Here is a 20,805-nt window from a genome sequence, read left to right as displayed (position 1 = left end):
TTTACTCCTTGCGATAAGAGTGAATAACTTCGACGAAATAAGCTGCACCATAAGGAATAATTTCATCATTAAAATCATAGTGTGGATTATGTAATGAAGCGCTGTGTTTACCATTACCTAAGAAACCGTAACAGCCTTTGACAGCCTTCAGAAAGAAGGCAAAATCTTCACTCCCCATTAAAGGGGCAACATCAGTGATAACTTTAGAAGAAACGCGTTTTGCCGCATTAATTGCAATATCAACTTCAGTATTATGGTTTACTGTTGGTGGATGACTAATGGTACCTAGTTTAAACTCTGCTTGCATATCAAATGCTTGGGCAACATTTTTCACAATTCTTTCTAAACCATTGATGACTTGATTACGAATACTATCGCTATGTGTCCTGAATGTACCGACAATATTGGCTTCGTCAGCAATAACATTTGATGCCTCACCGCATTGCATTTGGGTCACAGAAATGACCACAGGTTGTAGAGGATCAAATGATCTTGCAGTAAAACCTTGGATTGCTTGATAAATTGTACTGGCTACCAACATGGGATCTTGGGTTAAATGCGGGATAGCAGCATGTCCACCTTTTCCTTGAATTCGAATATAAAAACGATCGGAACTTGCCATAATACTGCCTGTACGAAAGCCAAATTCACCAACATCTAAATGGGGCATGTTATGTAATGCATAGACAGCTTCTATCGGATAATGTAATAGAACGCCATCAGAGATCATTGTTTGGGCCCCGCCTAATCCTTCTTCAGCAGGTTGAAAAAAGAGAATCGCTTTTCCTGGGAAATTTCTATGCAAACAAAGATATTTTGCTGCCATAAGTAACATAGTGGTATGTCCATCATGCCCACAAGCGTGCATTTTATTGCCGTTGTTAGATTTATGTTCAAAGTGATTTTGTTCAGTGATAGGTAAGGCATCAATATCAGCACGTAAACCAATAGCTGGCCCACTTTGATTACCTTGGATAACGGCGACAACCCCAGTTTTAGCAAATTGAGTATTGATCTCATCAACATCATATGAGGTTAGTTGTTCAATGATTAATTTCTGTGTATTGATTTCATTAAAACCAATTTCTGGAAATTGGTGTAAGCGATGGCGTAACTGTGTTGCTTCAGCTTGCCAAGTTGAGATTTCATCAAAAATTAAAGATTTAGACATATAACCTCCTAATAAGTGATTTATTAGGAGGTTATATTTATGTGAAAAATATGTAAAATTAATTTTATTAATAAGTTAATTAGCTAAGCTTAATTACGCTGGATTATCAATATCTTTAAATTCTACATCTAATGGGTAATTCTCTGCTAACCAAGTAGATAATGCCTTAATGCCATAGCGTTCAGTCGCGTGATGGCCGGCGGCAAAAAATTGAATATTTTGTTCTCGTGCGGAATGTACGGTTTGTTCTGAAATTTCACCAGAAATAAACGCATCACAACCTTTGCTAGCAGCAAGATCAATGTAGCCTTGTCCACCGCCTGTACAAAGGCCAATTTTACGAATTGGTTGGTTAACATCATTCGCACAATGTAAGCAGGTACGATGTAATACTTGATTAATCCGTTGTGCAAATTCAGCCCCTGATATAGCTTGTGGCAGATTTCCCCACATTGGAATGGAATTAGGTGTATCTTCTAAAGGAAAGAGTTCAGTAATCCCTAGTAATTTAGCAAGTTGAGCATTATTACCTAAGGTTGGGTGCATATCTAATGGAAGATGATAGGCGTATAGATTAATCTCATTTTTTAATAATGTTTGAATGCGTTTTCCTTTCATACCACGAATACAAGGATTTTCACTCTTCCAGAAATAACCATGATGCACAATAATCGCATCAGCGTTTACGCTCACTGCATAATCTAGTAATGCTTGAGATGCAGTTACTCCAGTAACAATTTTTTGAATCTGTGGTTTACCTTCAACTTGTAAACCGTTAGGCGCATAATCATTAATTTTGTCGCTATCTAGTAACTGATTAAGCACTTGTTCAAGTTCAAGATGATTGATCATTATATTTTATCCTTTAATTTGCAGTAGAGATTGCTAATACTCGGCGTTGATAAAGTTGTTGTTTAATTTGTTGCTGACGAAAGCCAGCAGCAATAATTTGCTGAACATCAACCGCTTTGGCGTTTTGATACCATTGTTGCCACTGTTGTTGCTGTTCTAAACTAAAATCAGGCAATACCGCACGATAAATCAGACATAAATGCGCTAATCGTTGTGATTTTCTCCAACAATCAAGTTGATCGAATAAGTCGATAATTTGTGCAGCAGAAAGTGTGTAAGTTTGTGCAAACGGCATTACAAATTGTAACGCTAAGACAGCACTTTCTTGGTAGGTTGTGGGTATGCGATAACGCTGACATAATTGTTTAATCTGCTGTTGATATGCAGTAAGGTTTTGTTCAGAAAACGAGTCTGTGATAGGCAACGATAACATTACTGTGAATAAGGCAAAACGTGCGGTAAGTTGTTCTGAAATAGGAATGTCTGCGGAAGCTGTGAGTGTATTTAAACGAGCAAGTGCTTGTTCTAGTGGCAGATTTTGAACTTGAAAAAGAGGTTGTAACTCGGCAAATAAAAGCCTCAGTGCCCCGATCTGTTGTAAAACATAGAAATAGATTTCTGGATGTACACAATTCAGGGCTTTTTCTGTTTCTAGCCAAACTCGTTCAGGCGTTAAGGTCTGTAATTCACCACTAGCCACCATAGTTTTCATTAAAGCTAAGGTTTCTGCTGCAATCGTAAAACCTAAATCATAAAAACGTGCAGCAAAGCGTGCTACACGTAAAACTCTTAATGGATCTTCACTAAAGGCTGGGGAAATATGACGTAATTTTTTTTGGTGTAAATCCTGAATACCGTGATAAGGGTCATACAGATTACCTTGTAGATCTTCAGCTATTGCGTTGATAGTGAGATCACGTCGAATCAGATCTTGTTCCAGTGTAATTTCTGGGGAGAAATCACAATAGAAGCCAGTATAACCTTTACCTGTTTTTCGTTCTGTACGTGCAAGTGCGTATTCCTCTTTGCTATGAGGGTGCAAAAAAACAGGAAAATCTTTACCGACTTGTAAAAAACCTTGTGTTTGTAATAAGTCAGGTGTTGCGTGGACAATCAACCAATCTTTATCTTTCACTGGTAAACCAAGTAAACGGTCGCGAACCGCACCACCGACTAAATAGATTTCTGGTTGTTGTACCATTACCAACGATCTCTACGGCGTCTAGGAATTAAGACCGGAATAATTAAACCAAGAATTAATCCTGCTGCTAACACTGAACCGCCATAAATAAACCAACGAATAATAATGCCGCGCTTTTCTGAGTCAAGCATCGCTTCTAGGTCTTTATTTTTATTTTTCAGAATATCAAGCTGGCGATTGAGTTGTGAATTTTGTTCAAGCAGTTCACTACTTTGCTTTTCTGCTTGTTGCGTACGGCGTTGCATTTCGTTAGTACGTTGCTGCCAGTCGTTATTGATTTGATTAAGTTTTAAAGTCAATTCATCAATTTTTTTCTGTAATGTTGGAACTTGTTCTTTGCTGCTTGGTGTATTGCTTAATTCACTGGTTAATAGCCAACCTTCACGATTACGGCTATCTCGAATTTGAGTGTATTTATCTTTTTGTTCTAACACAGTAACGGCTTCACCTGATTTAATGGTGCCAACAATTTTGAATTGATCTCCAGCACCTTTTCTTAAATAGGTACTTAAATTTTCTGAAACATACTGAGTTTGTGCAAAGGCACATTGGCTAACAATGACAAGGGTAGAGAAAATCCCTAAAAGGCGAGAAAATTTTTTCATAACTTTGTACTTTAATTATTTGATGATTACTGTTTTTAAACAAGATAGGAAGATTTATCACTAGATGTGGAGGTTCCACACCTAGTGAATTGGATATGTATTTTACAATAACACAGCTTTAAGGGTATAGAAAATAATAATTGAGAATACCGCACCCGCAGGTAACGTAATAACCCAAGAAGAGATAATATTACGAATAACTGTTAGATTCAGTGCAGCAATACCACGCGCAAAACCAACTCCTAATACAGCACCTACCAATGTTTGTGTAGTGGAAATTGGTAAACCTGTACCAGAAGCGAGAATTACGGTAGTCGCAGTAGCAAACTGAGCTGCGAAGCCACGGCTTGGTGTTAAGTCTGTAATCCCTGTTCCAATAGTTTCCATAACTTTTTGTCCCATAACAGCAAGACCAGCGATAATTCCTAATGCACCTAATGGTAATACCCACCAAGCCATTGTGGTTTTCCCAGCGATTACACCGCCATGTTCAATAATAGAAACGACTGCTGATAATGGGCCAATTGCATTTGCAACATCATTTGAACCATGTGCGAATGCCATTGAGCAAGCGGTGAGTAGCATTAACATACGAAAAACTTTTTCTACGGCACCAAATCCTGCAGTGGCTTTTTTCTCAAAAGATTGACTGCGTAAATAAATAAAGCAACCGATAATTGCAATAACGCTTAAGGTAAGAGAAATTATAAATGTTTCTCCATTAGTGAGATGTAAGCCGATATGTTTAAGTCCTTTTTTTATGGTAACTAAAGAAATAATAAAAATAGTTAGTCCCATGTAAAAAGGAGCAAAACGTTTTGCATTATTTAGAGGTGTATCAGTGTCAAAAATTAATTTTTGTGTACTGCTAAAGATTAGGTAGGCAATGATACCTGCAATAAAAGGCGTGATAATCCAGCTACCAAAAATACCAGATAAGCTACTCCATTCAACTGCGTCACTTCCTACAGTAACACAAGCAAAACCGACAATAGCACCGATAATAGTATGTGTCGTAGAAACAGGCCAGCCCACACGAGAAGCAAAAACTAGCCAAAAACCAGCAGAAAGTAAGGATCCCATCATTCCTAATACTAAAACTTCAGGTTGATGAATAAATAAAGTTGGATCAATAATTCCACCTTTAATTGTTTCAGCAACTTCTCCACCAGCAAGATAAGCACCTGCCCCTTCAAAAATAATTGCAATGATAATAGCTTGGCGAGGTGTAATAGCTTTTGAACCAACTGAAGTTCCCATCGCATTTGAAACGTCATTTGCGCCAATTCCAAATGCCATTAAAAAACCAAAGATTGCAGTTAGAATCACCAGCAGAGTGCTATAATGAGATAAGGTTTCCATAAATAATCCTCATATTGAAAATGGTCATTAAGAACGAGCTAGCATTAATTCAATACGTGAGCCTACACGTTGTGCTTGATCGGCTAATACGCCTACCCATTCAATAATTTTATATAAGAAAACCATATCAATTGGATTGTAAGAATCTTCTAATTCTAATAGCTTACGACGTAATAAGATCTGCATATGATCAGTATCATCTTCGATTTTATCGAGTTCATTGATCATATCGTTAACAAAATTTACTTCACGTCCTCTAAATCCAGTTTCAAGTAATTGATCCATTTCATCAATGACACGGCGAGCTTGGTCACTAGAATCTAAGCTACGGCGTACATAAGCTAAGAATTCAGTTTGAATTTGTTCTGGTACTTTTAATTGGCGACCAATGACACGACCTGAAATATCTTTCGCATAATTAGCAAGTTTGTCTAATTGTGTCACTAATTCTAATAAATCGGTACGTTCTACTGGCATAAATAAGCCACGAGGAAGTTTTAAACGAATTTCACGTTTTAATGAATCTGCTTGTTTTTCTAATTCAGAAATTTTATTGCGTAATTGTTGTGCAGTTTCCCAATCATCTGCATAGCAAGCTTCAAAAAATGGGATTAACATTGCACAAGCTTCATTAACTTTTGTTGAGTGCTTTTGTAGAGGTTTAAGAGGGGATTGGGCAAATAGACCAAGAATGTTATTTATTGCCATAAACATCTCCTTAATTGTGAGTTTGTAAGCAAATTTTCAAATATAAAGCTGGCGCGAATTTTACAATAGACCTTTTTGCAGTTACAAGATTTAATTTTAGGCAGTTACCAAAAAATTTGCTAAAGTAACTTTCTTTGAGAGTTAGCGATGAGAAAACAAAAATGTCACCAGAAATAGAACTAAAATTATCAGTAAATCAAGATGTTATTAATAGCATAAAGCAAGAACTCAGCCATTTTAAATTAATTAAGCAGCAACAAGTTTTTAGTCAAAATAGCTATTTTGATACGCAGGATTATTTTTTCTCAACTCGAAAGATGGGGTTACGAGTAAGAATGGAGAATGATACCTATACGATGACCTTAAAAACTGCAGGAAAGGAGCAAGGTGGCTTACATATTCGACCAGAATATAATGTGACATTAACCAAACCTACGCCTAATCTAACGCTATTTTCACAATATCCTGAATTACAACTTGCGCAAGATTATCAAACCTTACAAGCAACTTTACAGCCAATTTTTAGTACCAATTTTCAGCGTGAATACTATGTATTAGAAACTGGAAAAGGCGCGCAATTAGAAATTGCGATTGATCAAGGCAAAATTGAAGCCAATCAGCAACAAGCGCCCATTAGTGAAATTGAGATTGAACTGAAATCAGGTGAGATCACAGATGTATTAAATTTTGTGCAGAATTTGTTATTTTTAGATGGTATGCGGATTGGGCAAGAGAGCAAAGCGGAACGAGGCTACCAACTTGCTGGATTGGGTAAAACATATCAATCAGTATCTATTGATGATTGGCGTCATCTTTTAGAAACTAAATTTTCATCAGCAGCAGAGCAGTTAGAAGCTTTATTACAATTTGAGTTACGTTTGTTAAAACGGTTAGATAAATCACTTTCAGGTGAATTAGCACAAGAGGCTTTTGCTGTAATAGAATTAATTGGCTTGTTCTTTAATCTTTACCAATGCTATTGCAATGAAACTGCGTTGTTTAATCAATTAGGTGAACAGTCAAGTGAACGAGCGGAATTAGTCAGCGAATTACAAGAGGTAAATCAACTGTTTTATCAACAACTTCGCCAAATTATTGCTCGTCATGTGGAGCAACAAGATCACCACAAAGCAATAGATCAACTCTTTGAATTAACTTCTCGTGGCAAATATCTACAAATAATAATGAATTTATTAAAACTTACCTTGAAATAAGATTATGGCAAAAGTAAAAACAGCATATGTATGTAATGATTGTGGAGCGGAATATGCGCGTTGGCAAGGGCAGTGTAGTGCTTGTCAGGCATGGAATACCATTACAGAAGTTAGACTAGCAACAACACCGACCAAAAATGATCGCTTTAGTGGTTATGCGGGAGCGAGTGGGAGTAAGGTTCAAAAATTATCGGAAATTAGCTTGTCAGAATTACCTTGTTTTGGCAGCGGGTTTAATGAATTAGATCGTGTATTAGGCGGTGGGATTGTGCCGGGGAGTGCGATTCTGATTGGTGGGCATCCAGGTGCAGGGAAAAGTACCTTATTGCTGCAAGTGATGTGTGGTTTAGCACAACAAATGCCAACGTTATATGTAACAGGTGAAGAATCATTACAACAGGTGGCGATGCGAGCTAAACGCTTAAATCTGCCGACAGAGAATTTACAGGTTTTATCGGAAACGTCAGTAGAACAAATTTGTCTGCACGCAGATCAATTACAGCCAAAAATTATGGTAATTGACTCAATTCAAGTCATGCATTTAGCCGATATTCAATCCTCACCAGGGAGTGTAGCTCAGGTACGTGAATGTGCCTCTTTTCTCACACGTTATGCGAAGACTAAACAAGTGGCGATTATTATGGTGGGGCATGTAACGAAAGATGGAACTTTAGCTGGACCGAAAGTATTAGAACACTGTATTGACTGTTCTATTTTATTAGAGGGGGAAGCGGATTCCCGTTTTCGTACATTGCGCAGTCAGAAAAATCGTTTTGGTGCGGTAAATGAGTTAGGGGTGTTTGGTATGACTGAGCAAGGATTAAAAGAGGTGAAAAATCCTTCTGCAATCTTTTTAAGTCGAGGTGAAGAACAAACGCCGGGTAGCTCAGTAGTTGTATTATGGGAAGGAACAAGACCGCTGTTAGTTGAGATTCAGGCATTAGTGGATCATTCTATGTTAGCTAATCCAAGACGGGTTGCTGTGGGGTTAGATCATAACCGAGTAGCGCTGTTATTGGCAGTTTTACATCGTCATGGTGGCTTACAAATGGCGGATCAAGATATTTTCGTGAATGTGGTTGGTGGGGTAAAAGTCAGTGAAACCAGTGCGGACTTAGCTTTATTGCTTGCATTAATTTCTAGTTTTCGTAATCGTGCGCTACCACGAGATTTGGTGGTGTTTGGTGAAGTTGGCTTGGCAGGTGAAATTCGTCCAGTGCCAAGTGGTCAAGAACGAATTAGTGAGGCGGCAAAGCATGGCTTTCGTCGTGCGATAGTGCCTTATGCGAATCGACCAAAAAATCCTATCGATAATATGCAAGTTTTTGTAGTGAAGAAATTGAGTGATGCCCTGCAAGTATTAGATGGCTTTTAAAGAAAATATTTCTCGATAAGCATTGGTTTTTAGTACGTTTTATGGTATAAAACGCACCGCCTTTTTGTCGTAAAATTTTTGAAAGGCAAATTTATTATTTCACACACATATCTATACTAACAATCGGGGTGCCAAACGGTCGATTGTCTAGGGGTATGTGGAGGCTAAACCCCAATTAAATAAGGAAAAAATTATGGCACAAGTTACAATGCGTGAAATGCTACAAGCTGGCGTTCATTTCGGTCACCAAACTCGTTACTGGAACCCAAAAATGAAACCATTCATTTTCGGACCACGTAATGGCGTTCATATCATCAACTTAGAAAAAACTTTACCTATGTTTAATGCAGCGTTAGAAGAATTAAAACGTATTGCAACAAATAACGGTAAAATTCTTTTCGTTGGTACAAAACGTGCCGCAACTGATCCAGTACAAGCAGCAGCATTAGATTGCCAACAATACTATGTTAACCACCGTTGGTTAGGTGGTATGTTGACTAACTGGAAAACAGTTCGTCAATCAATCAAACGCTTAAAAGATTTAGAAACTCAATCTCAAGACGGTACTTTTGATAAATTAACCAAAAAAGAAGCGTTAATGCGTACTCGTGAGATGGAAAAATTAGAGTTAAGTCTTGGCGGTATCAAAGATATGGGCGGTTTACCAGATGCATTATTTGTTATTGCAGCTGATCACGAACATATCGCAATCAAAGAAGCAAATAATCTTGGTATTCCTGTGTTTGCAATTGTTGATACTAACTCTGATCCAGATGGCGTTGATTATGTGATTCCTGGTAACGATGACGCAGTAAGAGCAATCCAACTTTACTTAACTGCAGCAGCAGACGCTGTTAAAGAAGGTAAAGCACAAGCTCAAGGTGCAGTTGCAGAAGAAGCTTTTGAACAATTAGCAGCAGAAGCGGAAGCTAAAGCAGAATAATCTTATTGGGATCTAATAAGGTTAAATCCCTTATTAACCACAGTAAACTCATTGGTTAGCAGGGGACTCATTAGGGTTCCCTGTTTTATATAAAATGTGGTCTTATTTGACACAGAAAGAGGATTTAAAAATGGCTGAAATTACAGCATCATTAGTAAAAGAACTTCGTGAACGTACTGGCGCAGGTATGATGGAGTGCAAGAAAGCACTTGTTGAAGCTAATGGCGACATCGAATTAGCAATTGACAATATGCGTAAATCAGGTCAAGCGAAAGCAGCTAAAAAAGCAGGTCGTGTAGCAGCAGAAGGTGTTATCATCGTACGTATTCAAGACGGTTACGGTGTTGCTGTTGAAATGAACTGTGAAACTGACTTCGTTGCAAAAGATGCAGGTTTCTTAGGATTAGCAAACAAAGTTGCTGATTATGCATTAGAAAATAAAGTCACTGATATCGAAGTATTAAAAGCTCACTTTGAAGATGAACGTGCAGCATTAGTTGCAAAAATCGGTGAAAATATGAATATCCGCCGTGTTGCAGCAATCAATGGTGCAGCAGTAGGTTCATACTTACACGGAGCGAAAATTGGTGTATTAGTTGCAGCAGAAAATGCTGATGAAGAATTAATGAAACACGTTGCAATGCACATTGCAGCAAGCCGCCCAGAATATGTAAATCCATCTGATGTTCCAGCAGAAGTTGTTGCTCACGAACGTCAAATCCAAGTGGATATTGCAATGCAATCTGGTAAACCACGTGAAATTGCAGAAAAAATGGTTGAAGGCCGTATGAAGAAATTCACTGGTGAAGTTTCTTTAACTGGTCAACCGTTTGTAATGGATCCATCAAAAACTGTTGGTGATTTATTAAAAGAAAAAGGTGCAACAGTTGTTAACTTCATCCGTTTAGAAGTTGGTGAAGGTATCGAGAAAGTTGAAGCAGACTTTGCAGCTGAAGTTGCAGCAATGTCAAAAACTTCTGCTTAATAGCTAAGTGAAAAAAAGCGAGGAAACTCGCTTTTTTTATAAGCTGAAAATATAACCAAGTATTTCACCAGGTGAAGGAAGCTAGGTAAATTATTTGCTTATATTTTCACAACAACAAAAGAAGGAAAATCAGATGAGTCAATTAAAACCAGTATATAACCGTATTTTACTTAAACTAAGTGGTGAAGCATTACAAGGTGAAGAAGGCTTTGGGATCGATCCTTCTATTTTGGATCGTATGGCAGCAGAGATTAAAGATTTATTAGAACTAGGTGTTCAAGTTGCTGTTGTATTAGGTGGTGGAAATCTATTCCGTGGCGCTAAATTGGCGAAAGCTGGGATGAATCGTGTTGTTGGTGACCATATGGGAATGTTGGCAACTGTGATGAATGGCTTAGCAATGCGTGATTCATTACATCGTGCGGATGTCAATGCAAAATTAATGTCAGCATTTCCGCTTAATGGTGTTTGTGATAGTTATAGCTGGGCACAAGCGATTCGTTTGTTAAGACAAGGTCAAGTTGTGATTTTTTCTGCAGGTACAGGTAACCCATTCTTCACCACAGATTCTGCTGCTTGTTTACGTGGTATCGAAATCGAGGCGGATGTTGTCTTAAAAGCGACTAAAGTAGATGGGGTTTATGACTGCGATCCAGCGACTAATCCTAATGCAAAATTATATTCACAATTAACTTATCAAGAAGTATTAGAAAAAGAGTTAAAAGTGATGGATTTAGCTGCGTTTACGCTTGCGCGTGACCATGGTATGCCAATTCGTGTGTTTAATATGAATAAACCAGGTGCTTTACGTCGCGTCGTGTTAGGTGAGAAAGAAGGCACTTTAATTACAGATAAAAAATAGATTTAAAAAAAGTGTTACATTAGTTAAAATTCGGCGGCAGTTGTTATTCGAGTTAAATTAAAAAGGAATATAGTGTGATTAAAACAATTAAAGATGAAGCGCAACAACGTATGGAAAAAAGCGTAGAAGCGTTAAAAAGTCAAATTTCTAAGATTCGTACTGGGCGTGCGCATCCAAGCCTATTAGATGGTATCCATGTCGAGTATTATGGTGCAGCAACACCATTACGCCAAGTGGCAAATGTGGTTGCTGAAGATGCTCGTACATTAGCAGTCACTGTATTTGATCGTAGCTTAATCTCAGCAGTAGAAAAAGCAATTATGGCTTCTGATCTTGGGTTAAACCCGGCGTCTGCGGGAACAACTATTCGTGTTCCATTACCACCATTAACCGAAGAACGTCGTCGCGATTTAACTAAAGTTGTGCGTGGTGAAGCAGAGCAAGGTCGTGTTGCGGTACGTAATATCCGTCGTGATGCGAATGATAAGATTAAAGCGCTATTAAAAGATAAAGAAATTAGTGAAAACGAAGAACGTAAAGCGCAAGAAGAGATCCAAAAATTAACTGATCTTTATGTGAAAAAAGTTGATGAAGCATTAGCTGAAAAAGAAAAAGAGCTAATGGATTTCTAATTTTTTCTTTTGGTAACTGGCGATCCTGTTCGCCAGTTATTTTTTTGTTCCCTCAATATAAGCCGCACATACTATTATGAAAAATATCATTATCTTAGGTTCTACTGGTTCTATTGGACAAAATACACTTTCTGTAATTAAACAAAACAAGCAATATCAAGTTTTTGCTTTAGTTGCGAATAGCAATGTAGAGTTAGTGACGAAACAGTGTTTAGAATTTGAACCCGTATTTGTGGCGATGGCTAATCACGATGCAGCGAAACAAGTTGCAAAGAAATTGAAGCATCAAGGTTGTGCAACAGAGGTGGTCGCTGGTGAACAAGCGATTTGTGAATTAGCAGCCCATGAAAAAGTAGATATGGTAATGGCAGCCATTGTTGGTGCAGCTGGATTGTTACCAACATTATCTGCAATTAAAGCAGGTAAACGTATTTTATTAGCAAATAAAGAATCTTTGGTAACTTGTGGCCAAGTGTTTTTAGATGCAGTGAAAAAATATGGTGCGACTTTATTACCTGTGGATAGTGAACATAATGCGATTTTTCAATCATTACCAGTAGAAGCACAACAAAATATTGGTTTTTGTGATTTGGCTGGACTAGGTATAAGTAAAATTGTTCTAACTGGCTCAGGTGGCCCATTTAGAACAAAACCTTTAGATGAGTTTGAGAGTATTACGCCAGTTCAGGCAATAGCTCACCCTAACTGGTCAATGGGAGCAAAAATTTCTGTTGATTCAGCTACGATGATGAATAAAGGATTGGAATATATTGAGGCACGTTGGTTATTTAATGCAAGTGCGGAACAGATGGAAATTATTATTCATCCACAATCAATTATTCACTCTATGGTGCGTTTTATTGATGGAAGCGTGATTGCACAAATGGGTAATCCTGATATGCGTACCCCGATTGCAGAAACAATGTCTTATCCACAGCGGATTATGTCTGGTGTTGCACCATTAGATTTCACTAAAATCACTGAATTAACGTTTATGGCGCCAGATTTTCAACGTTATCCTAATCTTAAATTGGCTATTGAAGCGTTTGAAGCAGGGCAATATGCGACAACGGCAATGAATGCTGCAAATGAAGTGGCTGTAGATGCTTTTTTACATGACAGAATTAGCTTTACCCAAATTGCACAATTAAATCGCTTTGTAGTAGAAAAAATTCCAAGCCAAGCTATTACGGCGGTAGAAGATGTGTTAGCCGTTGATAAAATCGCCAGAGAAATAGCGAATGATCGGATTTTAAGTTTTTAATTGGTGGCTTGCGTGGTATATTGTCGCTCGGCGTGAGCAACATTATTTTAAATTATTATATGGCGTTAGATCCTGAAAATATCCCACAACACGTTGCTATCATTATGGATGGTAATGGTCGTTGGGCAAAACAAAAAGGCAAGTTAAGAGTGTTTGGACACCGTAATGGCGCACAAGCGGTAAGACGTGCGGTCTATTATGCTGCTCAAACAGGAATTAAATATTTAACTCTGTATGCCTTTAGTAGTGAAAATTGGCAAAGACCTGAGTCAGAGGTTAATGCTTTAATGGATCTCTTTATGAGAATGTTAGATCTTGAGGTGAGTAAATTACATAAAAATAATATTCGCTTGAAGATTTTAGGGGATACTTCTCGCTTTAGTGAAAGCTTACAGAAACGTATCCATTATGCGGAAGAACTTACTCAACATAATACCCAATTAACTTTGAACATTGCTGCCAATTACGGTGGATGTTGGGATATTTTACAAGCGACTAAACGTATTTGTAATGATGTACAAGCTGGTCATTTAGCTTTACAGCAATTAGATGAAAATAAGTTTGCAGAGTATCTGACAACTGTGGATCAACCGATGGTTGATTTATTGATCCGTACCAGTGGTGAACAGAGAATTAGTAATTTTTTATTGTGGCAAGTAGCCTATGCAGAAATCTATTTTACTGAAGTATTATGGCCTGATTTTTCAGAAAAAGAGTTTGAAGACGCATTAGATTTTTATCAACAACGAGAGCGCCGTTTTGGCTCACTTTCTAAATAATCATAATAGGAGTTTATTTTGTTACAAGCTCGAATCTTATCAGCACTGGTATTAGTTAGCCTAGTATTTATTGTGTTGTTTGTATTTCCACCCCTATTATTTGCTTGTACCTGTGCATTATTAATTGTGCTAGCCGTTTGGGAATGGACACAATTTGCCAACATTAAACAACCTATTTTACGTTGGATTATTACAAGTATTGCCGCTGCATTTTTATATCTATTTATTTATGCCAATAGTGATTTTATCGCTAGTGGTAAGATTTTAAATAATGTGTCTGAATTATTAATTGTGTCATCCTTAATTTGGTGGATTGTAGCCTTTATTTTGGTAATGACTTATCCGAAAAGTACGGCTTTTTGGGGAAATTCGACTATTGCTCAAATCTTATTTGCTTTCTTCACATTAGTTCCTTTCTTTTTAAGTTTACTTGCGCTCCGTTTTTATCATTACAATAGTAGTCCTTATCAAGGTATTACTTTATTACTGTATGTATTTTTATTGGTATGGACAGCAGATACTGGAGCTTATTTTGCAGGAAGAAAGTTTGGTAAGCATAAACTTGCGGAAACAGTTTCACCAAAGAAAACATGGGAAGGAGTTATTGGTGGAATTGTTCTCACCGTGATTGTGGCTGCAATTTTCTTAACGATTACTCCATTATATGAAGCAACTCGCTTATCTTTTGCAGAGTTAGTCGCTGTTTCCGTATTAACTGTTGTTGTTTCTATTTTAGGTGATTTAACCGAGAGTATGTTGAAACGTCACTGCGGTATCAAAGATAGTAGCCAACTGATTCCAGGACATGGTGGCATTTTAGATCGTGTTGATAGTTTAACAGCTGCGTTACCGGTGTTCAGTGCATTTTTTTTTATTTTAACTTGATCGGAATTGAGTATGTTTTCGTTTTTATGGACTGTTGCTTCATTTATTATTGTTATCGCTGTCTTAGTTTTTGTGCATGAACTAGGACATTTTTGGGTAGCAAGGCGATGTGGGGTAGCGGTACAACGATTCTCTATTGGTTTCGGTAAAGTGTTATGGCGAAAGGTTGATAAACAAGGGACAGAGTTTGTGGTCTCGATGCTCCCACTTGGTGGCTACGTTAGAATGTTAGATGAGCGTAATGAAGACGTGTCACCTGAATTATTGGCTAAAGCATTTAATCGCCAGCCAGTCCGTTCTAGAATTATGATTTATGCTGCTGGACCTTTAGCTAATTTTATTTTCGCTTTACTTGCATTTTGGGTTGTTTATTTACTCGGCATTCCCACCTTAAAACCAATCATTGCTGATTTGCGTCAGAACTCTCTTGCAGCGCAAGCTGCATTACCAACTAACTATCAAATTACAGCGATTGATAATGAACCTATCCACAACTGGGAAGATGTCAATTTGGTGTTGGCAGCGAAAATGGGAGAGGGGGAAGTCGCATTCCGTTTGCAAGATACAGATTCAGATAAAACCATTCAGCGTACTATTGACTTATCGGATTGGAAGTTTGATCCAAGTAATGAAACTGCTTTTACCTCGTTAGGCATTGAGCCAAAAAGAGCTAAAGTTGACAATACAATCGCCAAAGTATCAGAAAATTCACCTGCTGAAAGAAGTGGTTTAATGGTTGGCGATAAAATTGTTGCCGTGGATGGTCAGAAAGTGGATTGGCAACAATTTGTTACTCAAATTCAGCAACATCCAAAACAAGCTATGGTGATTACAGTTGAACGCAATGGTGAGCAGCAAATAATTTCATTAACACCAGCATTAAACGATAAAGGGAAGCCGTATGTGGGGTTAGTGCCTGTGGTACATTCTCTTAATCTACAAGATATTGAAATGCAACGCTACGATCTATTGTCGGCGTTTTCTCATTCATGGCAAATGGTCGGACAACTTTCTTGGGCAACAATTAAGATTATTGGTAAACTTTTTACAGGAGAAGTGAGTCTAAATAGCCTGGGTGGTCCAATTTCTATTGCACAAGGTGCAGGGATATCATCAGAGAATGGCCTTACCTATTTTTTACGCTTTATGGCATTAATTAGTGTGAATTTAGGTATTATGAATCTTTTCCCGTTGCCAGTATTAGATGGCGGACAACTTGTGTTCTTATTTATTGAAGGTTTGACTAAGAAACCAGTGCCGGAAAAAATACAGAATATGGCATATCGACTTGGTGTGGTGTTATTGCTATGGCTTACGGTTTTTGTGTTATTTAATGATATAATGCGTTTATAATATGGCAGTAAATTTCACTTTTACTGTTATTGAAAAAACAACAGGATTGAACAATATGAAGAAACTTTTATTAACTAGTTTATTATTTAGCAGTACCGCAACGTTTGCTGCACCATTTGTCGTGAAAGATATTCGCTTAGATGGTGTTTCAGAAGAGAATAGAAGTGCAATTATGGCACGTTTACCGGTCAAAGTTGGGCAAACTATTACCGATCAAGATATCTCTAATCTTGTTCGAGCATTATATCTGAATGGTTCCTTTTCTAATGTTCAAGCTTCTCGAGAAGGAAATACTTTAGTTCTTTATATTGCTGAAAGAGCGGTGATTAATAGCTTAGAGTTTTCTGGAAATGATTCGATTCCAAAAGATGCCTTGCAAGATAACCTCAATGCGAATGATATCAAAGCTGGCAGCTTACTTAATCGTGAAAAGTTAGATGCATTTAAAACTGAATTAGAAAATTATTATCACTCTATTGGTTTTTATAATGCCAAAGTTAATTTCGATATTGATCAAGTTGCAAGCAATCAAGCTAATGTGAAATTAAATATCACTGAAGGTGATCGCGCATTAGTGAAAGAGATTAATTTTTCAGGCAATAAAGCATTCGATAAAGATACATTATTAGATCAAATGGAAGTTCAACCGGATGTTTCTTGGTGGAATTTCTTTGCAAGTAGTAAATTAGATCAACAAAAATTCCAAAATGATCTACAAGCGATTAAGACTTTTTATCTAAATAAAGGTTATCCAAAATTTAATATTACTGATGTAAAAACGAAGGTCAGTGATGATAAAAAAGATATTGCAATTACCATTGATGTTTCTGAAGGTGAACAATACACCGTAAGTGGCGTTCGTATTGTAGGGGATACTGCGGGATTAATGCCACAAATGGAACCATTATTGAAGAAAATTTATGTAGGTGAATTGTTTAATGGTGATAATGCGAAAGATGTTGAAGATGGGATTAAAGCTATCTTAGGTGACAATAGTTATGCTGCACCACAAGTGAATTTAGTGCCTGAATTTAATGAAGAAAAACATGAAGTGAATTTAACTTATGTGGTGGATGCAGGACGCCGTTATTACGTACGTAACATCTTATTCAAAGGTAATGATGCGAGTGCAGATAAAACATTACGTCAAGAAATGCGTCAACAAGAAGGTGCATTGTATTCTTTATCTGCTATTCAACAAGGTAAATTACGCCTAGAACGTACAGGTTTCTTTGAAACTGTGGATAGTTCTACGGAAATGGTGAAAGGCACTAATGACCAAATGGATGTTATCTATAAAGTAAAAGAGCGTAATACAGGAAGTATTAACTTCGGTATTGGTTACGGTACAGAAAGTGGTTTGAGTTATAACGCAAGTGTAAAACAAGATAACTTCTTAGGGACTGGGGCGTCAGCAAGTTTATCTGGGACACGTAATGACTATGGAATGAGTATTGCATTAGGCTATAACGAGCCATACTTTACTAAAGATGGAGTAAGCCTTGGTGGTAATATTTATTATGAAAAATATGATAACTCAAAAAATAATAGTCAAGCCTCTTACTCCAAAACTTCTTATGGGCTTGATACAACTTTAGGATTCCCAGTAGATGAAAATAACTCTTACTACTTGGGATTAGGTTATGCGCATAATAAATTGAAAGATATTCAACCAGAATATAGTAGAGCGCTTTATCTAAAATCAATTGGATCAGATAGTTGGAGTTTCTCTAATCATGATTTTGATTTTAGTTTAGGTTGGGGATATAACAGCTTAAATCGTGGTTTCTTTCCAACTCAAGGGATTAAAGCCAATATTGGCGGACGTATTAGTATTCCAGGTTCAGATAATAAATATTACAAACTAAATGCGAATATTGTAGGCTATTATCCGTTAAATCGTGCTGAAACTTGGGTATTATCAGGTAAAGCAAGTTTAAATTATGCGAATGGATTTGGTGGTAAAAAATTACCATTCTATCAATACTATACTGCTGGTGGGATTGGTTCATTGCGTGGGTTTTCTTATGGATCAATTGGACCAAATGCTTTTTATCTGACAAAAGATGCACCGAATAATTGTTTAGATGGTTCTATTCATAGTGAATTTCAGTGCTATGTAGAAGGTGATAGTAAAGATATTATTGGTGGTAATGCAATGGCAACTACTAGTGTTGAACTGATTGTACCGACCCCATTTGTTAGTGACAAAAATCAAACAACCGTAAGAACATCATTCTTTGTTGATGCTGCTAGCGTTTGGAATACTCAATGGAATAAATCATTTTCTACAAAATATGATTTACCTGATTATAGCAATCCAAGTCGGATCAGAGCTTCAGCGGGAATTGCATTTCAATGGCAATCTCCAATTGGACCATTGGTATTCTCTTATGCGAAACCAATTAAAAAATATGAAGGTGATGATGTAGAGCAGTTCCAATTTAGTATTGGTGGTACATTCTAAAAAATTTATGAGAACTTATTTGTAAATAAGTTCTCTAATACAACCCAATTTAATTAATAAATATACTCTAGGAGTTTTTATGAAAAAATCTTTAAAAGTTGCAGGATTAACTTTAGCGTTAGCAAGCAGTGCATTATTTGCTTCGGTTGCAAATGCAGAAGAAAATATTGCTATTATTAATTCTCAATATGTTTTTAAAAATGCACCAGAATACCAAGAGGCATTAAAGAAATTAGATGAAGAATTTAAAGCACCTGTTGAACAATTACGTGCAAAAGAGAAAGTAATTGTAGATAAAATCCAAAAATTACAAAAAGATGGTAAAAACCTACGTCAAGCAGACATCAAAAAACGTGAAGATGAAATTAATAAATTACGTGCTGACTATGATAAAGAAGCCAATGAATTACAACAAAAAATTAACCAACGCCGAGTAGAAGAAGAAAATAAAGTTGTAGAATCTATTCAGAAAGTGATTAATGATATTGCAAAAGAGAGAAAATATTCTCTTGTTCTTGATACTTCAACAGTTGTATTTGAAGCTGATGGTAAAAACATCACTAAAGATGTGATGGATAAACTTGTTCCAGCAGCACAACCAGCGAAAAAATAAGGAATAGCTGGAATTATGCAACAATACCGTCTAAGCGAGTTGACGGAAAAAGTCGGCGGTACTCTAAAGGGTAACGCCGATATTTTCGTAGAAAGTATTGCACCTCTAGAGCGAGCAACCTCACAACATTTAACATTTATTTCAAATCCTAAATTCCGCCCACTATTGGCTGAAAGTCAGGCGGGTGCATTATTAGTAAGCGAAGCAGATCTTCCACATTGTTCAGATAAACAAAATCTGATCGTGGTGAAAGATCCTTATGTTGCTTATGCGATTTTGGCACAATATATGGATAAGACACCGAAACCAGCAACAGATATTGCTGAAAGCGCAGTCATTTCAGCAACCGCACTGTTAGGTAAGAATGTGAGTATTGGTGCTAATTCAGTCATCGAAGATGGAGTCGTTTTAGGTGATGATGTTTGTATTGGGGCTGGTTGTTTTATTGGTAAAAATGCCAAAATTGGTGCTAGAACAAAATTGTGGGCTAATGTTTCGGTTTACCATGAAGTAGAAATTGGTACAGATTGTTTAATTCAATCTTCTGCTGTGATTGGTAGTGATGGCTTTGGCTATGCAAATGAGCGTGGAAAATGGATTAAAATTCCACAAACAGGAACAGTGATTATTGGTAATCATGTCGAAATTGGTGCTTGCACTTGTATCGATCGTGGCGCATTAGATGCGACAGTAATTGAAGATAATGTGATTATTGATAATCTTTGTCAGATCGCACATAACGTACATATCGGTACAGGAACTGCGGTGGCTGGGGGTGTGATTATGGCGGGTAGTTTACATGTGGGACGTTATTGCTTAATTGGTGGCGCAAGTGTCATTAATGGACATATGGAAATTTGCGATGGTGTAACTATTACTGGAATGGGAATGGTTATGCGCCCAATTACTACGCCAGGTGTGTATTCTTCTGGTATTCCATTACAACCTAATAAAGAGTGGCGTAAAACAGCGGCGCTTACATTAGGGATTAATGATATGAATAAGCGAGTAAAAGAATTAGAAAAACAAATTAAAAATATTAGCAAATGATATAAATATTATTAAGGGGCAACCAAAGTGACAATTGAACGAGAACCAAGGATAGTTGATATTAACGAAATTATGCAGCTTTTGCCACACCGTTACCCATTTTTATTGGTTGATCGTGTGTTAGATTTTGAAGAAGGTAAATGGATCAAAGCAGTAAAAAATGTAAGTGTGAATGAACCTTGTTTTACAGGACATTTTCCTCAAAAACCGATTTTTCCAGGCGTATTAATTTTAGAAGCATTAGCACAAGCAGCCGGCGTTTTAGCATTTAAAACAACACAACTTTCACCAAATGAGTTGTACTATTTTGCTGCAATTGATAATGCACGCTTTAAGAAACCTGTGTTACCAGGCGATCAATTAATATTGCAAATTGAATTTGAACGTGAAAGACGTGGTGTGATGCGTTTTAAAGGAATTGCGACCGTTGATGGGCAATTAGTTTGTGAAGCCGATTTAATGTGTGCTAGACGAGGAGTTTAAG

The 20,805-nt window shown here is 37.1% G+C and carries 20 protein-coding genes; 14 read left to right on the top strand and 6 right to left on the bottom strand.

Annotated elements, in window-relative coordinates:
- Position 1: 1 nt before the first annotated feature.
- From QV06_RS05465 to QV06_RS05440, 6 genes are all read right to left on the bottom strand, one after another.
- Positions 2 to 1,171 (bottom strand): amidohydrolase, encoded by a 1,170-nt coding sequence (locus QV06_RS05465; protein ID WP_065237287.1) that lies wholly within the window; start codon positions 1,169 to 1,171, stop codon positions 2 to 4.
- A gap of 93 nt (positions 1,172 to 1,264) precedes the next feature.
- Positions 1,265 to 2,020 (bottom strand): Nif3-like dinuclear metal center hexameric protein, encoded by a 756-nt coding sequence (locus tag QV06_RS05460; RefSeq protein ID WP_209435882.1) that lies wholly within the window; start codon positions 2,018 to 2,020, stop codon positions 1,265 to 1,267.
- A 16-nt stretch (positions 2,021 to 2,036) separates the two neighbouring features.
- On the bottom strand, positions 2,037 to 3,224 hold the full coding sequence (locus QV06_RS05455; protein ID WP_065237285.1) for a multifunctional CCA addition/repair protein: 1,188 nt from the start codon (positions 3,222 to 3,224) through the stop codon (positions 2,037 to 2,039).
- Positions 3,224 to 3,829, bottom strand: coding sequence for a TIGR04211 family SH3 domain-containing protein (locus tag QV06_RS05450; protein WP_065237284.1), 606 nt, complete (start codon positions 3,827 to 3,829; stop codon positions 3,224 to 3,226). The genes QV06_RS05455 and QV06_RS05450 overlap by 1 nt, the downstream gene beginning before the upstream one ends.
- A 102-nt stretch (positions 3,830 to 3,931) precedes the next feature.
- A complete protein-coding gene (locus QV06_RS05445; protein WP_065237283.1) occupies positions 3,932 to 5,191 on the bottom strand; it encodes an inorganic phosphate transporter in 1,260 nt (419 codons plus the stop codon).
- A 27-nt stretch (positions 5,192 to 5,218) separates the two neighbouring features.
- Positions 5,219 to 5,899, bottom strand: a complete 681-nt coding sequence (locus QV06_RS05440) for a TIGR00153 family protein (protein ID WP_065233960.1) — start codon at positions 5,897 to 5,899, stop codon at positions 5,219 to 5,221.
- Positions 5,900 to 6,060: 161 nt separating this feature from the next.
- Between QV06_RS05440 and QV06_RS05435 the strand changes: the two genes are divergently transcribed.
- From QV06_RS05435 to fabZ, 14 genes are all read left to right on the top strand, one after another.
- A complete protein-coding gene (locus QV06_RS05435) occupies positions 6,061 to 7,113 on the top strand; it encodes an inorganic triphosphatase (protein ID WP_065237282.1) in 1,053 nt (350 codons plus the stop codon).
- A gap of 4 nt (positions 7,114 to 7,117) precedes the next feature.
- On the top strand, positions 7,118 to 8,488 hold the full coding sequence (radA, locus tag QV06_RS05430) for a DNA repair protein RadA (RefSeq protein WP_065237281.1): 1,371 nt from the start codon (positions 7,118 to 7,120) through the stop codon (positions 8,486 to 8,488).
- Positions 8,489 to 8,681: 193 nt separating this feature from the next.
- Complete coding sequence (gene rpsB / locus QV06_RS05425; RefSeq protein WP_065237280.1) at positions 8,682 to 9,431, top strand: 30S ribosomal protein S2; 750 nt, start codon at positions 8,682 to 8,684, stop codon at positions 9,429 to 9,431.
- Positions 9,432 to 9,561: 130 nt separating this feature from the next.
- Entirely contained in the window at positions 9,562 to 10,416 is an 855-nt protein-coding gene (tsf, locus tag QV06_RS05420) for a translation elongation factor Ts (protein ID WP_065237279.1), read from the top strand.
- Positions 10,417 to 10,549: 133 nt separating this feature from the next.
- Complete coding sequence (gene pyrH / locus QV06_RS05415; protein ID WP_065233955.1) at positions 10,550 to 11,278, top strand: UMP kinase; 729 nt, start codon at positions 10,550 to 10,552, stop codon at positions 11,276 to 11,278.
- A gap of 74 nt (positions 11,279 to 11,352) precedes the next feature.
- Positions 11,353 to 11,910, top strand: a complete 558-nt coding sequence (frr, locus tag QV06_RS05410) for a ribosome recycling factor (RefSeq protein ID WP_065237278.1) — start codon at positions 11,353 to 11,355, stop codon at positions 11,908 to 11,910.
- Between the two features lie 76 nt (positions 11,911 to 11,986).
- Positions 11,987 to 13,174: a 1-deoxy-D-xylulose-5-phosphate reductoisomerase gene (gene ispC, locus QV06_RS05405; RefSeq protein WP_065237277.1), complete on the top strand. Its 1,188-nt coding sequence runs from the start codon at positions 11,987 to 11,989 to the stop codon at positions 13,172 to 13,174.
- Positions 13,175 to 13,233: 59 nt separating this feature from the next.
- Positions 13,234 to 13,953: a polyprenyl diphosphate synthase gene (gene uppS, locus QV06_RS05400; protein WP_065237276.1), complete on the top strand. Its 720-nt coding sequence runs from the start codon at positions 13,234 to 13,236 to the stop codon at positions 13,951 to 13,953.
- Between the two features lie 18 nt (positions 13,954 to 13,971).
- A complete protein-coding gene (locus QV06_RS05395) occupies positions 13,972 to 14,838 on the top strand; it encodes a CDP-archaeol synthase (RefSeq protein ID WP_065237275.1) in 867 nt (288 codons plus the stop codon).
- A gap of 12 nt (positions 14,839 to 14,850) precedes the next feature.
- Positions 14,851 to 16,191 (top strand): sigma E protease regulator RseP, encoded by a 1,341-nt coding sequence (rseP, locus tag QV06_RS05390; RefSeq protein ID WP_065237274.1) that lies wholly within the window; start codon positions 14,851 to 14,853, stop codon positions 16,189 to 16,191.
- Positions 16,192 to 16,246: 55 nt separating this feature from the next.
- Positions 16,247 to 18,658, top strand: coding sequence for an outer membrane protein assembly factor BamA (bamA, locus tag QV06_RS05385; protein WP_065237293.1), 2,412 nt, complete (start codon positions 16,247 to 16,249; stop codon positions 18,656 to 18,658).
- 79 nt (positions 18,659 to 18,737) lie between these two features.
- Complete coding sequence (locus QV06_RS05380; RefSeq protein ID WP_065237273.1) at positions 18,738 to 19,271, top strand: OmpH family outer membrane protein; 534 nt, start codon at positions 18,738 to 18,740, stop codon at positions 19,269 to 19,271.
- A gap of 15 nt (positions 19,272 to 19,286) precedes the next feature.
- A complete protein-coding gene (gene lpxD, locus QV06_RS05375) occupies positions 19,287 to 20,321 on the top strand; it encodes a UDP-3-O-(3-hydroxymyristoyl)glucosamine N-acyltransferase (RefSeq protein ID WP_065237272.1) in 1,035 nt (344 codons plus the stop codon).
- Between the two features lie 27 nt (positions 20,322 to 20,348).
- Complete coding sequence (gene fabZ, locus QV06_RS05370; RefSeq protein WP_065237271.1) at positions 20,349 to 20,804, top strand: 3-hydroxyacyl-ACP dehydratase FabZ; 456 nt, start codon at positions 20,349 to 20,351, stop codon at positions 20,802 to 20,804.
- Position 20,805: the final 1 nt, after the last annotated feature.

Source organism: Gallibacterium genomosp. 3 (assembly GCF_001678475.1).
Classification (GTDB): Bacteria; Pseudomonadota; Gammaproteobacteria; order Enterobacterales; family Pasteurellaceae; genus Gallibacterium; species Gallibacterium faecale.
The sequence above is the reverse complement of the archived record's forward strand: the minus strand, read 5'-3'. Positions and strand labels throughout refer to the sequence as shown.

What these genes read in the sequence shown, in the direction of transcription:
- QV06_RS05465 (WP_065237287.1), bottom strand. Translation starts at nt 1,171, where the DNA reads ATGTCTAAATCTTTAATTTTTGATGAAATCTCAACTTGGCAAGCTGAA.
- QV06_RS05455 (WP_065237285.1), bottom strand. Translation starts at nt 3,224, where the DNA reads ATGGTACAACAACCAGAAATCTATTTAGTCGGTGGTGCGGTTCGCGAC.
- QV06_RS05450 (WP_065237284.1), bottom strand. Translation starts at nt 3,829, where the DNA reads ATGAAAAAATTTTCTCGCCTTTTAGGGATTTTCTCTACCCTTGTCATT.
- QV06_RS05445 (WP_065237283.1), bottom strand. Translation starts at nt 5,191, where the DNA reads ATGGAAACCTTATCTCATTATAGCACTCTGCTGGTGATTCTAACTGCA.
- QV06_RS05440 (WP_065233960.1), bottom strand. Translation starts at nt 5,899, where the DNA reads ATGGCAATAAATAACATTCTTGGTCTATTTGCCCAATCCCCTCTTAAA.
- QV06_RS05435 (WP_065237282.1), top strand. Translation starts at nt 6,061, where the DNA reads ATGTCACCAGAAATAGAACTAAAATTATCAGTAAATCAAGATGTTATT.
- radA (WP_065237281.1), top strand. Translation starts at nt 7,118, where the DNA reads ATGGCAAAAGTAAAAACAGCATATGTATGTAATGATTGTGGAGCGGAA.
- rpsB (WP_065237280.1), top strand. Translation starts at nt 8,682, where the DNA reads ATGGCACAAGTTACAATGCGTGAAATGCTACAAGCTGGCGTTCATTTC.
- tsf (WP_065237279.1), top strand. Translation starts at nt 9,562, where the DNA reads ATGGCTGAAATTACAGCATCATTAGTAAAAGAACTTCGTGAACGTACT.
- pyrH (WP_065233955.1), top strand. Translation starts at nt 10,550, where the DNA reads ATGAGTCAATTAAAACCAGTATATAACCGTATTTTACTTAAACTAAGT.
- ispC (WP_065237277.1), top strand. Translation starts at nt 11,987, where the DNA reads ATGAAAAATATCATTATCTTAGGTTCTACTGGTTCTATTGGACAAAAT.
- uppS (WP_065237276.1), top strand. Translation starts at nt 13,234, where the DNA reads ATGGCGTTAGATCCTGAAAATATCCCACAACACGTTGCTATCATTATG.
- rseP (WP_065237274.1), top strand. Translation starts at nt 14,851, where the DNA reads ATGTTTTCGTTTTTATGGACTGTTGCTTCATTTATTATTGTTATCGCT.
- bamA (WP_065237293.1), top strand. Translation starts at nt 16,247, where the DNA reads ATGAAGAAACTTTTATTAACTAGTTTATTATTTAGCAGTACCGCAACG.
- QV06_RS05380 (WP_065237273.1), top strand. Translation starts at nt 18,738, where the DNA reads ATGAAAAAATCTTTAAAAGTTGCAGGATTAACTTTAGCGTTAGCAAGC.
- lpxD (WP_065237272.1), top strand. Translation starts at nt 19,287, where the DNA reads ATGCAACAATACCGTCTAAGCGAGTTGACGGAAAAAGTCGGCGGTACT.